Below are 14144 nucleotides of genomic sequence, written 5' to 3'. Positions count from 1 at the left end.
GCCCTGATGTGACGGGCCCTGCTCCTTAGGCAAACTGCTCCAGCGCCTCCCCCACCGGGATGTCGCCTTCGGTGAGCTCGATGATGACCCGGGTAACCGCCGGCTTTTCAATGAGCGCCAGCAGCGTGGCAGCCACATCGTCGCGCGGGACGTTGCCATACGGGATGGCGAGACCGGCAAGTACCTTGCCTGTTCCCGGCGTGTCGACCAGGGTGCCGGGGCGCAGGATGACCCAGTCCAGATCGCTTTGCGCCAGATGCACGTCGGCCTGTTTCTTGACCGCCATGTAGTTCTCGAAGGTATCGGACACGTGCCGGCCGCGACCGGCCTCGGGGAAGGCCGAGACCAGCAGGAAGCGGCGCACGTTGGCGTTCCGGGCAGCGGCCACCGCCAGTTCCAGCCCGCGCCCATCAATGGCGTTGGTCATTTCCGGGCCACCTTTGCCGCCTGCGCCGGCGGTGAAGACCACTACATCGGAGCCTGCCATGAGCTCTGCCAGCGTCGCTTCGTCGAGTTCGAGCAGGTTGCCCAGCACTGGGACAGCGTTCGGTGAACTTGCCTGATTCATGTTCCCTCCTTGGGTAAACGCGACAAGCCCACGCTCTGTGGTGGACGCTCGCAGCGCATGGTCGAACGACGCGGTCGCTCGCGCTGGTACCTTCTGAAATTCAATGGCATTGAATCAGATACTGGTGCCTTCACGCCCACCAGCCTGATCACAATTCGACCAACGCTGACGTCAATACGAATTCTTGCCCCGGCTCGAAACCCCAGTCCGGTCAGTCGTCGGCTACGGAGCATGATCAGAGGAACAGTGCCGTCGTCCGCATCAAGCGATGCGTCGCGCGAGGACAGCACACTTGCCTCGCAAGTGAATCGGGTTCTGGCTTGATGCTCAGCTTGCGGTGTTGATGCGCGTTGCGGGTGGTGCGGATTCACCTTCGCCCCTCTCAAGTTCCTGCAGCCAAGTCGCAAAGATACACGGAGCGCATCGTCCCTCACCACACGTTTGACGTTAGCAGCATGACCCAAAGAATTCTTACGAAATCAGCCTGTGCTCGGACACTCATGCCGACTCTCCTGCCTCGGACAGCACCTCGCGGCCCACCGCTCCGAACACGTCAACATCTGTGAAGTAGCGCTCATCAATGTCGGCCAGCCCTTCGAGCCCTAACGGAAGCTCCATCGAGCGACCGGCGAACAGGCGCTGGTCGGCCTGGTCCACCTTGTTCTGGCTGCCGCGGTAGTAGATCCAGGCGCATGGCGCTCCACCCTGATCACCGGGAAAAATGACCACATTCGCCGTGCTCACATCAAGCTCCACCGGTCGCTTGAAATGCTCTCGAAACACTTGAATCGCGACCGGCGAAAGCCTCTCAAGCTTCTGGCGATACATGGAAGCAAACTGCTCCGTGTTGAGGCCGTACGGCACCATTGAGCATGTCCCTGCATGAAGTAGCCGGAGTGTAGCCGGTCTCCCCCCGGTTCACCTGCCCCTGCCTCCCCAACTGCTACGCTGCAGGTGATGGACTCCACGACCTGAAAGGACCTCAGATGAAGCAGCGTGCACGGCCGTTTGCCTCCTGCCTGCTGACGGCGCTGATTGCGGCAACGCTTGCCCCCTCGGCGTCTGCCCGCGATGTTGTAGCCGAAGACAGCGACGGCATCACCCTGGCGGTGATGCAAGGCAATCGCAACACACTGGAGCGCGTAGGAAAATCCAAAGGACCGGCCCGGCTTGCGGCTCGTGCCGGTTATTACCGGGTTCGCGGTGACCTGCAGCAGTCCAACAAGTGGGCCGACGCCTGCATCGCAGACGCTGGCGTGAAGGCAGCACCCGCGCAGGGCGTGATGTATCTCTGCCGCAGCCTTCGCGCCGGCAACCAGTTACTGGCGGGCGATATCGCAGGATGGGCGAAGGAGATGCTGTTGGCGCGCGGCATCTTCCAGCAGCACATCGCTCCCACGCTTCCGCCAGGCGACGAAGTTGCAACGCTGAGCAGGCTCAACTTCGAGGAGTTCCTGACCGTCCCCGAATCCGGCGTGCTTGATGCGCCGGTCGCCCCCGGCACCCGATTCCCGGTGTCCGATCGTGCAGGGGTTCCGGTGATCAGGGGAAAGATTGAAGGCGGCAATGACGGCAAGAAGCGAAACATCGAAACCGACTTCATCGTTGATACCGGCGCATCGCGTTCGCACCTGAGTCGCAAGGCCGCGCTGGCAATGGGCCTCACCGTAACCGACGGCTTCGGCTACGACAGCACCAAGCCGGATCACCCGGTGAATATCGGCCTCGCCTCACCCGTGGATGTCCGGCTGGGCGAGATAGTGCTGCGCAACGTGTCCTTCACCGTCACCGATGACATCCCCGCAGTGATCCTTGGACTGGACCTGCTTCAGCGGCTGGGGCCCTTCGCCCTGAAAGCTGGGCAACTGGAAACGTTGAGCAGCGTTCCGCAAACCTGATGGACACCGGCACCGACCTGCCATTGGAGATGTCGGGCGCGAGCCTGGCGACCTACCCCAAAGCGGCCCTGATCGAGAAGCAGCGCCTCACCATGCATGGTTACAACCGGGTCACGTATGCAGAAGCTTCGGCCCCGGTCACGCTCAACGGCACTACTGCCAACCTGCCAACCCAGATGGTCGACCAGCCCGGCCTGGTGTTCCCGATCTCGTGGAAGGTGGGCTATGGCCTGCGCCGGCAGTTCGACTTCTACGTCGACGTGGCCGGCGGACGCGGCTGTCTGCACAGCAAGCGACCGGTGCCCAGCGAAACAGCGTTGAGCCAGGCACTGAGCGAAGAGATTGAACGCGAAGCCAACAAGGCAGCCGCGGCGTCGGATGCGGCAGTGGAGGCGGCACTGCGCGCAGAACCCGCTGCTGGCGACTGAGCCCCGCACTGCACCGGAGCACCCAGCCAAACTTGTCCGCCGCCCCGGCCCCGGCTACGATCCGCATAGTCAGGTGTACCGCTCTACCCCCGCATCCATGATGGAAGCCCATGAACGAGCAAACTGCCATTCCCGTTTCGGTAGATACCGATTCCCACCAAGGTGAGTTCTTCATCCTGACCTCGAGTTTCTGGGGCGACGGCAGGTTTCCCGGCCTTGAGATCGTCAACGAGAACGCGTTGATTGCCCCTGGCATGCTGGTCGTCGCCCCCCCCACCGGTGACCCTGACCAGTACCCGGAACGACCGCATCTGGTGCACATTCCCGAGAAGGGCGGCATGCCGCGTGACTTTGAGGAGCTGGGCGGCATCTGGATCATCTCCCAGGCGCTCAAGGATGTGTTCGCTGCCGTGGATCCGCAGGCTTTTGCATTCACCGCCTGTGACTTCACCCTGGCCGATGGTTCCACCGGGCCCCAGTATTACTTCTGCGACGTCATCCGCAGAGTGGATGCATTGGATGTGCCGGCCTCCCGAGTAAAGGTCAAGGTCGACCGCAACTTCATCACCGGCGAGGACGAGCGGTTCTACAGCATTGCCGGAGGTGCGTCGCTGGTGTTCAAGAAGGACGTCGTGGGCTCCGCGCACATATTCCGCCAGCCGCATTGCGCACTCGACCCGGTCTGCGACCGGGTGATGCACGATGCCCTGATCCGCGCCAATTTGTCCGGCGTGGAGTTGCAGGACGCTTCAGCACTGTAGTCAAACCACCCCTGAAAATGGACTTCTGAGCGGGAGTTTTGCCCATGCCTGATACACCGGTTTTCCAGGCGCACCATCTGGTTGAGCAGGCGCTGTTCGAGAAGAACGCGCTGCTCAAGGCACTCGCCAAAGGTGGCCACTTCGAGCTGGACGGCGCGTCCAACATTCTCAACCTGCCCGCCGACCCCGCCTTGGCCACCAAGTTGGACGTCACGCCGCATTCGGGTGGGCCACTGGGTGACTACTCCAAGGAACTTCGGAACGCGCTGAAGGAAATGGAAGAGTCTTCAGCGGGCCAGATTGCCTTGGGCAAGAAAGCCGCCACCGCCGATCAGCAAGCTGCCGCGCTCAAGTACATTGCGGGTCAGGTGGATGAGCTTACCGAGACAATGCGTGCCGGCCTGATCAATGGCGACTTGCTCACCAACACGCCAGAAGGGATGACCCGCAAGCAGGCCAACAAGCAGATTCGTGAGTTCTTCAGCGACCTCGACGGATACCGCGCCGAGCATGCCGAGCAGATCGCCGAACTGAAGACCATGCAGCCAGACGAGTTGCGCTGGCGCGCCGTCACCCAGTCCGAAGCGAGCATCAACCACGCACTGGACGCCATCGACCAGCCCGGCAAGACCGCATTGAGTAAAGACTGGGGTGGCCCGGCATCAATGGGCAATGCCATTGAAGAAGCCAATCATGCCGGCCGACTCCCCCTGACCGAGTCCACCGCCGCGCGCGTACGTACCAACTTCAGCGCCGAAATGCCGTTGACGATTGCGCGCCCAGCCCCCACCCCAACGGCCCCCGAGCTTGCCGGCAATGTGGGCAAAGCCGCTGCCGGCGACGCGGGGGCGGCCGAGATTGCCGCCACGCGTGGGCGCATCAGTGGCGCTGGCGTACTGACAGCTGCGGGCGTGGCGGCACTGGCGCTGGACTTTGCCGTGACCGGCCATCGCGTGGCCGAGCTCCGGTCGCAGGGCAATCAAACTGGCGCAGACTCCGCTGCCACCCACTTTGTGGGCCGCACGGTGGGTGGCTTTGGCGGCGGCTTCCTGCTGGGAGCCGGGTACGGTGCGCTGACCGGCTCATGGACAGGCCCGGGTGCCGTGATCACCGGCGTGGTCGGCGGCGTGGTCGGCGGTTTCGGAGGCGAGTACTGGGCCGACTACCAGGACAAGAAGGCCGTGTACACGCAGGTCGACCGCAGTGGTAATGAGTGGAGCCGCGACCCTGAGGACCCCAACAGTGCCTGGACACGTTCCGTGCGCGCGCCCACGCCGGAAGGTGGATACCGCGAAACGCGTATGGTGGCCGCCGGGCGGTTGGTGGATGAACTCAACTACAAGTCCGCCAACGACGCGTACTCGCTGGGTCTGGCCAACCTGCCCGAGCCCAGGAATCCGTTCCGCCTCAATGCCAGCGCGGACAACGACCCGCCGCGCAGCGTGGAAGAAACCAGCCGTCACTACGTTCGTAATCCGACGAACGGGGAATGGAGCCTTTCCATCCACGAAGTCATCGACGGCCACATCCCGCTGGACCGCACCGCCGCCGTGAGTGCAGAGCGCGCCTCGCAACTGGAACTGGACTCGCAGCGAATCATTGCCCAGAACGCACTCAACACCCCCGAAGCCATCGCAGCGCGTTACCAGGTGGCCTACAACCAGTTTGGCTGGAACGACTTTGCAGCGATCGAGCCAGTACCTGGGGTGATAACCAATGCACAGACCCAGCCGCTGCCGCTGAAGGCCTCAGACGGCAACGAATACACACTAGGCGGTGACGGCAAGTGGACCACCCCCGGGATGATCTACGGCACCAACGCCGCAGAGGGCAACATCGTTGAAGAGCTCAACCGCACCCGCCACAGCCAGGAAGCAGGTGTGCAGGAGATGTACACCATGGCGGAACTGGCCCGTGCCAACCCAACCCCGACCGAGTTCGGTCTGCGGGGACAGGTAACGGCGGCATACCGCAGCGCCGGCATCGCCCGCACCGCCGAAGAGATTGACGCCGCTGTCGCCGCAGTAGGCCAGGACCATGCGCGCGACATGAGCGAACGCATGCCCTACTACCTGCAGGTGCAGAAGGATGGATCGTTAGCCACCCTTGCCGGCAAGGAAGACGAGCGGATGGAGATCAAATCCGTCACCACGCCGGAGGAAATTGCACAGGCGCACGCCCAGCGCGCGACCGCGCAGGAAGCACAGCCACCGGCCAACGTGGCCCCCTCCATTCCCAACACGCCATCAAGTGCCCCCGCGCCAGCAGACACAGCGCCGGCCACCCAGGACAAGCCCGAAGTGGACCGACGCCACAGCATGGCTCCACGCCCGGAAGACGCCGGTCTGGTGGAGCAGCTGCGCTCGTCTGTGGCCAAGCTGGATGAGAGGCACAACAAGGCGTGGGACCAGAGCAGCGACCGCCTGCTGGCCAGTGCCTACCGATTAGCGACCGAAGCCGGGTTCAAGCCCGGCGACAAGGTGGACATGGCGTTGAATGAAGGTACCGAGACCCGCGCAGCCGGCACCACACTGTTCGTGATGCGCTCCGGCCCGGGAGCCTCGCCGGACCCGGCAGCTAACCGGGCGCACATGCCGACTCAGGAGGCGCTGGCAGCAGCGCCAGAGCAGCAGTACGCAGCAGCAAACCAGAGCCGGGATGCACAGGCACAGGACCGCACGCAGCAACTGGCACAAGCGCAAACACAGGAACAGCAGCAGAGGGACGAGCAGACCCGTCAGGGACCAAGGTTGGGGTGAGCCTGCATCGCCGGATCATTCGCGCAACCTGGTCCACCAGAAATCCCGTAGAGCCGGGCTTGCCCGGCTGCTCTCGGCGCAATCAACACCCCGCTCGGCAACCCTAAGCCCCTCAAGAACGAAACTTAAGAACGTCCGCAGAAGCCTTCTCCCGCCCCTTCATCGGACGAATCCGCGCAATCGATTCCGCATACTTGATGCGCGCAATGTGCATGTCGTAGTTGGCCTGCATCTTCAACCAGAACAGATAAGTCGTTCTGAAGTACCGCCCAAGACGCATCGCAGTGTCAGCGGTAACGCCCTTACGCCCCGCCATGATGTCCGAAACAAGCGCAGGCGAAATTCTAAGATCCGTGGCCAACTCCTCGACAGAGATGCCTAACGGGTCCATGTACTTCTCGACCAGATACTTGCCCGGATGCACGGGCACCAATGAAGTGACGTTGTTCATTCCAGCGATGCCTCCAGTCTCAAAACACCAAGTGTAGAGCCGGGCTCTGCCCGGCTGCCCTCCCGCTACCCCATCCGCACAGCACCACGCCCCAATTCAACCTCATCCAACCGCACTCGCTCCTGCTGCTCTGTACCAGACTCCAACGCCCGCAGGCTCTGCTCTGCGGGCTGCTTCACGGCCTCATCCGCAACCACGTGAACCCGCAGCATGTGCTGCTCATTACCCGGGTTCTTCCATACAGCGAACAGGTTGTCGCCATTGGCCCCACGGAGCACATCATGGATCTCTGGAAGCGGTGGCGTCTGCGAGCGCGCCTTCGCGGCCAGCGCTGTAGCTAGATTCTCCCTGCCCGCTTCATCCGCTTACATGCCGGTGCCGGGCCCAAGCTTGTCCAACTCTGCCAACGCCTGCTTGCACGGTGGATCGGCTAGAAACGGGGCGGATCTTACGCAGCACGCGCGGCGTCACTTCTTTCCTCACTCCGATCGAATCCCGGATCAGAAGACCCAACCGCATCTGGCATGCTCGGCACTGAAACTAAGCCACACCCGCACTTGTTGCCAATCACGTCAAACTGGTCCGCTGTCGCGGATGGCAAGTTCTTTGCGACGAGTCTATGACGCAGACGCGAACCGGCGTGACCCACATCGCAAAACAGGAGCTACTGCGATGGATTCCGGCTCGATTGCGTCGCCTCGGTGGCGTCGGACTTCCGTCGTCACGTATCGTTGCAAAAGTGCGGTTTTCAGATCGCACGATCCGTTGTGCAGAGTGTGACCCAAGGAGCTGATATCTCCGCGAACGATTCAAGAGTGAGGCGCTAAACGTCGGGAGGGTGGCGAAATAGAACACCCCCGGGGAATACGTCATGCCGTCGTTCGCGCGGATATCAACCTCCCGACTCCATCGTCATTTCGGCGATGGAGACTTCACTCAATGAGGTATCACATGACAGATTCATCGAACAACGACAATTCCGACAAGAAGCCCAAGGGCGGCCGGCTGTACTTCACCAAGCCGGAGACGCTGCGCGTCGTCGCAATTCAAGACCCAACTGGCAAGCGAAACCTGGCTAGCAATCGCATTCCGAGTCTCTGGCTACGCGGTATGTGGATGACTCGGGTTGGGTGGGAGGTCGGCAGTCGGCTGGCTATCGAATGGAAGAAGGACTGCATCATCCTGCGGCACATGAATCCTTCCGATTGAAGACCTAAGGCTGCTGATCGGCGGTGTGCACAATTCGCGATGCGTGCACACCGCCCTGGCGATTGAGTGGCAGGAACACTGCCTCATCCTCCGAAACATGAAGACGTCGCGCTAGTCATAAGCGCGGCTCCTAGACGGCGGACTGTGCATTTCGCGCAATGCGTAGTTAGCCACATTTTAGACATAGCGAGATCCAAAAATTCAAGTGGGTGACGCCTTGGCGATAGACTTCCCTTCACGATCCTCGAAATCTTAATTGATCAAGGCAAGGATCTCCGATCCGTTCCTGCCCATTATTCAATCTCGTTCATGCCATTCGAAATGGCAAGGCGAGTTTCGTGGTCAATCGAGGGGGAGTCAAGGCATCACCCGGTTCTCAAGCATGAGCGGATACCATGCCCCCTCTTCTCATCCGCGAGAACATTCAACAACCGCCCAAGGGCCACGATTCATAGATAGAGACAGAAGGGGATGTCCTAAATGACGCATCACAGGATGGCCTCAGGCTTCAAGGCTCGAACTATGGCCGCCACTTCAGCGACAGCACTTGCGCAATACTGGAAGAATTCATCATCTACCTTTACGAGAAAAATCAACTCAGAAACATCTCCTTCTTCGAAACATTCACTCTCAGTCCGAACTTTAAACGGAAGCATCATTCGCCTAGCCAAAAGTTCATCATGACTTCGCCCAGCACCATGCTTAAGGACATTAATAGCGCGAATGATGTCTGCAAAATCCCCTTCAATCCTCTCATGCCCACCCTCTCGCAACAGTTTGCGAGCTGCACCAAATCCATTTTCTTCGCCTAGCGCCGCCTGAAGCGCCGCCTCAAACATTGACACCAACCCGACGGCCATCATCGCACGCTGCAGCTCTACCGCCTGCAGTGCTTTTACCAGCACCGCACTACCAGACTCCTGCAGCAAAGCGAGCACGCTCTGCCTAGCATCATCTGTACTACTCATTGACATCGCCGCACATCGAGCTGCAAGGTCAGAGAACGGATGCATTACTGTTCCAAAGGTGGTTGATGACCAATCCTTAGACAAGATGGGCTGTCAGTCAATCCCGACTGATTATTTCCGCCAGGAATTCCAACTCTCCCCACTGTTTTTTCTCGACTGCACATTCTCCGGCAGCCCGCAGGTCCAAAGGGCTAAACGGCGGATACCCGATCTCCCAACAGACGGAGATGCCACTTCGCCTCGCGATTGGATACACTCGGAGCTCTAGCTGGCTCGCCACGCAAGTGGCTGTCAAATGTATTTGTGTTCGCCTAGCTACCCATGGATTGCCCCATCTCTCCGCAAAATCACATCGCGCCTTACTTAGGGAGCAAATGAGCGCATGAGCGACTACTTCGAGATCGCCTACGCCGCCGCATCTGATCGACTTTGTCTTTTCACCGGAACAGGCTTTTCCAAAGCGGTCAGCGGCAACAGCGCTCCGAGCTGGCAAGGCTTGCTGGAATCAGTGTGTGCACTTGCACCGGATCCGACGACCTTAAAGACGGCCCTGTTTCCAGCCGGGACCCATGGAGTTCTCGCGCTGGACGAAGCCGCACAAGTAATTTCCATCGAGTTAGTGAAATCCGGAAAGAGCATTCATGATGAAATTGCAGCTCAGATAGCGAGCCTATCGGTCAGTGGCGACAATTCTGCGATCACCAGCTTTTTGTCGACAAAGTCGGTGAAAGTAGTTACTACAAATTATGACAAGCTTCTTGAAGAGCTAGCCACTCCCGCAGCATGTCACTCAATCACACCAGGCCTTCCCATCCCGAGATCCCAAGCTCGAGTTGAGGTCTATCATGTTCATGGGTCGGTCGACAGCCCATCAAACATGGTCGTAACCTCTGACGACTATTTCCGCTTCATCAACGGAGAGTCGTATTTCTCCAGAAAGCTAAGCACCCTTTTACATGAAAACACGGTCGTAATTCTAGGCTATTCACTTGGCGACACAAATCTGAAGGCAATCCTCAGTAGCTACAAGGGCTTCTCGAGAAGTCACTCCATCAGCTCCAACATCTTTTTGATATCACGATCACCAATCACACAGCATATTAAGGATTACTACGCGCATTGCTATGGAATTAGAGTTTTAGACAACACCGAGGTTCACAGCTTCTTTCAGTTGCTCAATCTGCAGATGCCAGAGGCGGAGAGGCGCCTGCAGGGATCAGTGAATGACATAAGGAATGTCATATTCAATAGTTTCGAGTTTACGCGCGAATATCTCAGGATTGAGACCTCTTTCTTTGAGATAGTTGCATCCATCGCCGCCATCGGCCTTAGCATCAACGACGATCGCGTCGTTAAAATGCTTGGCAAGGTCATAAGTACAAAGATCGCCCTCACCCAAGAGAACGGCGCATGGAACCAGTACGCCCATCTAGCTCGCTGGCTCGCGTACATTGCGAGCATTCTAGAGTTGAAAGGGACGTCGATCGAGAGTACATATCTCGCCGCAGCGCTGCATTCGATGACGACGATGAGAAGCGACTACTACGTTGGCTACTCGTGGCATGCATACAGCTCTTGGTCAAATCGGTGGCCGAACGTAATTGCGTCAAATCGTGGACTCATACGTACGCATATAGAGTCTCAAACCTCATGGCCGGACGCATTGAAGGTTGTTAGATCAGCATGACTTTTTTACAAGAGGCAAGAGAGATAGCCGTGCTGCTGCCAGACTTACAACACCGCTCGTTTGTGCGCCGCGGGTGATATACGTTCACTTGCCTTGGCGCGAGGCCACCCCCTCATTGTGGGGACCTCTGATAGTAAGGCGCGATTTCGAAAGTCATCAGCCCTTTGGCGGGGGCCTAGCAATTGTAGTGTCGCCAACAAAAAAGCCGACCCAGAAGGTCGGCTTTCTTAGTTTCCGCAACATGGTGGGCGGTACAGGGATCGAACCTGTGACCCTTGCCGTGTGAAGGCAATGCTCTACCGCTGAGCTAACCGCCCGGTGTGTTGCTGAGCCGCTCATTATAGGGCGGATTTCGAACCCGTCAACGCTTTTTTACAATCGTCTTCACATCGTGTGCGTGGGCTTGTCCGAGTTCAGCGTGCCGGCCAGTGCGGTCTCGATCTTGTTGCGCACGTTCTCGCCTTCCTGGCCGTCGGCCAGCTGCACGCCGATGCCGGCGGCGCGGTTGCCCTGGGCTCCGGCCGGGGTCACCCACACCACTTTGCCGGCCACGGGCAGGCGCTCGCTGCTGTCGGGCAGGGTCAGCAGCAGGAAGACCTCGTCGCCCAGGAAGTAACGCTTGGGCGTGGGCACGAAGATGCCGCCGTTCTTGATGAACGGCATGTAGGCGCTGTACAGCGACGCCTTGTCCTTGACGGCCAGCGACAGGATGCCCTGGCGGGCGTTGGTGGCGCTCATTTATCTATTCCCCTTTGCGTGCCGCTCGTTGACCTTGTTCCAGGCCAACAACAATTCCACCACCGCCAGGTCGGCACGCACGGTAGTGCGCAGCAGATCGCGGGTACGGTTGGCGGCGTCGAACCAGGCCCCCAGCTTGTGCAATCGCTCCGCATCGGTCAAGCCACCACCGGTGGCTTGTGCCAATGCGAGGTCTGCGGCGAAGCGCAGGCGCAGCGCGGCGTGCTCGTCGGCGCACCAGCGCTGGGCCAGCTCCACCGCGCTGCTGCGGCCGGCGACCAGGGCTTCCAGGTCGCTGGCGACCTGCCGGCGCAGCGTCAGGCCGTCGTTTTTCAGCCAGTCGTCGGCCAGCCCGGGGTGGCCGCGGGCGGCATCCAGGGCTTCGCGGGCGCTGGCTTCGCTGTGGCCCTGGGCCTGCAGCCAGGCCAGCGCTTCCTCGCGCGGCGGCAGCTTGAATTCCAGGCGCTGGCAGCGGCTGCGCACGGTGGCCGGCAGGCGCGCGGGGTCGCTGCTGATCAGCCACAGGTAGCGGCCGGGCTGCGGCTCTTCCAGGGTCTTGAGCAGCGCGTTGCAGGCGGCGCGGTTGATGGCGTCGGCCGGGTCGACGATGACCACCTGGGCCACGCCGTACTGCGGGGTCAGCGCCAGCTTCTGCGAGATCTCGCGGATCTGCTCGATCACGATCTCGGTGCGCAGCTTGTCACCGGTCTTGTTCGGAATGAACGACACCCGCTGCAGGTCCGGGTGGGTGCCGGCGGCAATCAGCTGGGCAGCGCGCTGGGCAGCGGCGGGCTCGCCGCGCTCCAGCACGTGCTTTGCCAGCTGCAGGGCCACCTCGGCCTTGCCGAGCCCGGCCGGGCCGCAGATCAACAGGCCATGGCCGAGGCGGCCGGCGTCGAGCGCGGCCACGGTCTGGTCATAGGCACGCTGCTGCCAGGGCGAGAACTCAGCCATTGCCGCCCTCCTTGGTGAGGTAGGCGTCGATGGCAGCCACCACCTGGGCGGCGACGCCGGCCTGGTCCTGGCTGGCGTCGATGACGCGGAAGCGCTCCGGCTCGCCGGCGGCGCGCTGGCGGAACACGTTGCGCACGCGCTGGAAGAAGTCGTCCTGCTCGCGCTCGATGCGGTCCGGGCCTTCGCCGCGGCCGCTGGCGCGGGCGCGGCCGACGGCCACATCCACGTCCAGCAGCAGGGTCAGGCCGGGCTGCAGGCCCACGGTACGGCGCTCCAGCTCGGCGATGAAGGTGGGATCGAGCCCGCGCCCGCCCCCCTGGTAGGCGTAGCTGGAATCGGTGAAGCGGTCGCTCAGGACATAGGTGCCCTGGGCGAGTGCGGGCTGCACGACCTGGCGCACGTGCTGGGCGCGGCCGGCGAACACCAGCAGCAGCTCGGCCTCGGCACTCAGCGGCTCGGCGGCGATCTCGGGGTCCGGGGTCAGCACCAGCGCGCGGATGCGCTCGGCCAGCGGTGTGCCGCCGGGCTCACGGGTAAGCAGCACGCGGTGGCCGTGTGCTTCCAGCGCCTGACGGATGGCGTTGAGCGCGGTGGTCTTGCCCGCGCCCTCCCCGCCTTCCAGGCTGATGAAATGCGGGTGGCGGTGCAGATCAGTACTCATTGCGGCTGTGCCTGCTGCTGCGCACGCTGCTGGCGCAGCTGCTGCAGGTAACGGGCGACGGCGGTGTTGTGGTCGGCGTAGGTGGCCGAGAACACATGTGCGCCGCTGCCATCGCCGACGGCGACGAAGTACAGCGCGTTGCCGGGCGCAGGCTGCGCGGCGGCATGCAGCGCGTCGCGGCCGGGCATGGCGATCGGCGTCGGGGTCAGGCCAGCGCGGGTGTAGGTGTTGTACGGCGTGTCGGTGGTGAGGTCGCGTTTGCGGATGTTGCCGTCGTAGCTGCTGCCGATGCCGTAGATGACGGTGGGGTCGGTCTGCAGGCGCATGCCCATCTTCAGGCGGCGCGCGAACACGCCGGCAATCTGCGGGCGCTCGCTGGCCAGCGCGGTTTCTTTTTCGATGATGGAGGCCAGGGTGAGCAGCTCGTACGGGGTGTTGAGCGGCAGGTCATCGCTGCGGCTGTCCCAGGCGGCGGTCAGCTCCTTTTCCATCGCGGCGTGGGCGCGTTTGAGCACGTCGACGTCGGTGTCGCCGCGCTGGTAGACGTAGGTTTCCGGCAGGAAGCGGCCTTCGGGGTGCTGGCCGGGGAAGCCGAGCTTGGCCATCAGCTCGCTGTCGCTGAGGTCGTCGGTGGTGTGTACCAGCGGATCAGCGCGCTTGAGCGCGGCGCGCAGCTGGCGGATGTTCCAGCCTTCGACGATGGTGACGCGGTGTTGCACGACGCGGCCCTGGCGCATGCGGGTGAGCAGTTCGCGCGGGGTGAGGGTGTTGTCGAGGGCGTATTCGCCGACTTTGAGTTTGCCGGCGGCGTCGAGCTGGCGCGCGAGCAGCTGCCACTGGGTGTCGGTGCCTTCCTCAACGCCGACCTCGCGCAGCTTGCGTACGACGGTGTTGAGGCCGTCGCCGGGGGCGATGATGACCGCCGGTTGGTCGGGGGTGATGGGTTCGTCGGCGAAGCTGGATTGGTTGTTCCAGAACCAGAGGCCGGCGGCGGCCAGGAGGACGGCGATCAGTGCAAGCCCGGTCAGGACGGCTAGACAACCTCGTTTTGCACCTGCCATG

14 protein-coding genes, 1 tRNA gene and 1 pseudogene are annotated in these 14144 nt (G+C 61.6%); 6 read left to right on the top strand and 10 right to left on the bottom strand.

Annotated elements, in window-relative coordinates; translation table 11 throughout:
• Positions 1-25: 25 nt before the first annotated feature.
• Together PDM29_RS12180 and PDM29_RS12175 are read right to left on the bottom strand one after the other, a co-directional pair.
• Complete coding sequence (locus tag PDM29_RS12180; protein ID WP_311190386.1) at positions 26-568, bottom strand: SDR family oxidoreductase; 543 nt, start codon at positions 566-568, stop codon at positions 26-28.
• A gap of 498 nt (positions 569-1066) precedes the next feature.
• The gene (locus tag PDM29_RS12175; protein ID WP_311190385.1) at positions 1067-1396 is read right to left on the bottom strand and encodes a hypothetical protein; all 330 of its coding nucleotides are present in this window, start codon (positions 1394-1396) and stop codon (positions 1067-1069) included.
• Positions 1397-1554: 158 nt separating this feature from the next.
• Here PDM29_RS12175 and PDM29_RS12170 point away from each other — a divergent pair, with 158 nt between their 5' ends.
• The 4 genes from PDM29_RS12170 (at position 1555) to PDM29_RS12155 (ending at position 6414) form a co-directional block, all read left to right on the top strand.
• Positions 1555-2466 (top strand): retropepsin-like aspartic protease, encoded by a 912-nt coding sequence (locus PDM29_RS12170; RefSeq protein WP_311190384.1) that lies wholly within the window; start codon positions 1555-1557, stop codon positions 2464-2466.
• Complete coding sequence (locus PDM29_RS12165) at positions 2466-2894, top strand: hypothetical protein (RefSeq protein ID WP_311190383.1); 429 nt, start codon at positions 2466-2468, stop codon at positions 2892-2894. Before PDM29_RS12170 ends, PDM29_RS12165 begins: the two co-directional genes overlap by 1 nt.
• 110 nt (positions 2895-3004) lie before the next feature.
• On the top strand, positions 3005-3655 hold the full coding sequence (locus tag PDM29_RS12160) for an imm11 family protein (protein WP_311190382.1): 651 nt from the start codon (positions 3005-3007) through the stop codon (positions 3653-3655).
• 44 nt (positions 3656-3699) lie between these two features.
• Complete coding sequence (locus tag PDM29_RS12155) at positions 3700-6414, top strand: XVIPCD domain-containing protein (RefSeq protein WP_311190381.1); 2715 nt, start codon at positions 3700-3702, stop codon at positions 6412-6414.
• Between the two features lie 112 nt (positions 6415-6526).
• Here PDM29_RS12155 and PDM29_RS12150 read toward each other — a convergent pair whose 3' ends face one another.
• Both PDM29_RS12150 and PDM29_RS21065 read right to left on the bottom strand, forming a co-directional pair.
• The gene (locus tag PDM29_RS12150) at positions 6527-6865 is read right to left on the bottom strand and encodes a HigA family addiction module antitoxin (protein ID WP_311190380.1); all 339 of its coding nucleotides are present in this window, start codon (positions 6863-6865) and stop codon (positions 6527-6529) included.
• Positions 6866-6930: 65 nt separating this feature from the next.
• Positions 6931-7212 (bottom strand): annotated as a pseudogene (locus PDM29_RS21065) (XVIPCD domain-containing protein); the annotation flags it as partial.
• 604 nt (positions 7213-7816) lie between these two features.
• Here PDM29_RS21065 and PDM29_RS12145 point away from each other — a divergent pair.
• Positions 7817-8074, top strand: coding sequence for a SymE family type I addiction module toxin (locus PDM29_RS12145; RefSeq protein ID WP_311190379.1), 258 nt, complete (start codon positions 7817-7819; stop codon positions 8072-8074).
• Between the two features lie 488 nt (positions 8075-8562).
• On the opposite strand, the gene PDM29_RS12140 is transcribed toward PDM29_RS12145, so the two are convergent.
• Complete coding sequence (locus tag PDM29_RS12140; protein ID WP_311190378.1) at positions 8563-9087, bottom strand: hypothetical protein; 525 nt, start codon at positions 9085-9087, stop codon at positions 8563-8565.
• Positions 9088-9424: 337 nt separating this feature from the next.
• Here PDM29_RS12140 and PDM29_RS12135 point away from each other — a divergent pair, with 337 nt between their 5' ends.
• Positions 9425-10729 carry an SIR2 family NAD-dependent protein deacylase gene (locus PDM29_RS12135; protein ID WP_311190377.1) on the top strand — a complete coding sequence of 435 codons (1305 nt, stop codon included), beginning with the start codon at positions 9425-9427 and terminating at the stop codon, positions 10727-10729.
• Positions 10730-10971: 242 nt separating this feature from the next.
• Here the strand turns inward: PDM29_RS12135 and PDM29_RS12130 are convergent.
• The 5 genes from PDM29_RS12130 to mltG form a co-directional block, all read right to left on the bottom strand.
• Positions 10972-11046, bottom strand: a tRNA-Val gene (locus PDM29_RS12130).
• Between the two features lie 67 nt (positions 11047-11113).
• Positions 11114-11467, bottom strand: coding sequence for a PilZ domain-containing protein (locus tag PDM29_RS12125; protein WP_311190376.1), 354 nt, complete (start codon positions 11465-11467; stop codon positions 11114-11116).
• Positions 11468-12421: a DNA polymerase III subunit delta' gene (locus PDM29_RS12120; protein WP_311190375.1), complete on the bottom strand. Its 954-nt coding sequence runs from the start codon at positions 12419-12421 to the stop codon at positions 11468-11470.
• Positions 12414-13082, bottom strand: a complete 669-nt coding sequence (gene tmk / locus PDM29_RS12115) for a dTMP kinase (RefSeq protein WP_311190374.1) — start codon at positions 13080-13082, stop codon at positions 12414-12416. Before tmk ends, PDM29_RS12120 begins: the two co-directional genes overlap by 8 nt.
• Positions 13079-14143: an endolytic transglycosylase MltG gene (mltG, locus tag PDM29_RS12110; protein WP_311190373.1), complete on the bottom strand. Its 1065-nt coding sequence runs from the start codon at positions 14141-14143 to the stop codon at positions 13079-13081. Before mltG ends, tmk begins: the two co-directional genes overlap by 4 nt.
• Position 14144: the final 1 nt, after the last annotated feature.

The organism is Stenotrophomonas oahuensis (assembly GCF_031834595.1).
GTDB classification, from domain to species: Bacteria; Pseudomonadota; Gammaproteobacteria; order Xanthomonadales; family Xanthomonadaceae; genus Stenotrophomonas; species Stenotrophomonas oahuensis.
The sequence above is the reverse complement of the archived record's forward strand: the minus strand, read 5'-3'. Positions and strand labels throughout refer to the sequence as shown.

Coding starts and splice junctions, on each gene's coding strand:
- PDM29_RS12160 (WP_311190382.1), top strand. CDS start 3,005: ATGAACGAGCAAACTGCCATTCCCGTTTCGGTAGATACCGATTCCCAC.
- PDM29_RS12180 (WP_311190386.1), bottom strand. CDS start 568: ATGAATCAGGCAAGTTCACCGAACGCTGTCCCAGTGCTGGGCAACCTG.
- tmk (WP_311190374.1), bottom strand. CDS start 13,082: ATGAGTACTGATCTGCACCGCCACCCGCATTTCATCAGCCTGGAAGGC.
- mltG (WP_311190373.1), bottom strand. CDS start 14,143: ATGGCAGGTGCAAAACGAGGTTGTCTAGCCGTCCTGACCGGGCTTGCA.
- PDM29_RS12150 (WP_311190380.1), bottom strand. CDS start 6,865: ATGAACAACGTCACTTCATTGGTGCCCGTGCATCCGGGCAAGTATCTG.
- PDM29_RS12140 (WP_311190378.1), bottom strand. CDS start 9,087: ATGCATCCGTTCTCTGACCTTGCAGCTCGATGTGCGGCGATGTCAATG.
- PDM29_RS12120 (WP_311190375.1), bottom strand. CDS start 12,421: ATGGCTGAGTTCTCGCCCTGGCAGCAGCGTGCCTATGACCAGACCGTG.
- PDM29_RS12135 (WP_311190377.1), top strand. CDS start 9,425: ATGAGCGACTACTTCGAGATCGCCTACGCCGCCGCATCTGATCGACTT.
- PDM29_RS12155 (WP_311190381.1), top strand. CDS start 3,700: ATGCCTGATACACCGGTTTTCCAGGCGCACCATCTGGTTGAGCAGGCG.
- PDM29_RS12145 (WP_311190379.1), top strand. CDS start 7,817: ATGACAGATTCATCGAACAACGACAATTCCGACAAGAAGCCCAAGGGC.
- PDM29_RS12170 (WP_311190384.1), top strand. CDS start 1,555: ATGAAGCAGCGTGCACGGCCGTTTGCCTCCTGCCTGCTGACGGCGCTG.
- PDM29_RS12175 (WP_311190385.1), bottom strand. CDS start 1,396: ATGTATCGCCAGAAGCTTGAGAGGCTTTCGCCGGTCGCGATTCAAGTG.
- PDM29_RS12165 (WP_311190383.1), top strand. CDS start 2,466: ATGGACACCGGCACCGACCTGCCATTGGAGATGTCGGGCGCGAGCCTG.
- PDM29_RS12125 (WP_311190376.1), bottom strand. CDS start 11,467: ATGAGCGCCACCAACGCCCGCCAGGGCATCCTGTCGCTGGCCGTCAAG.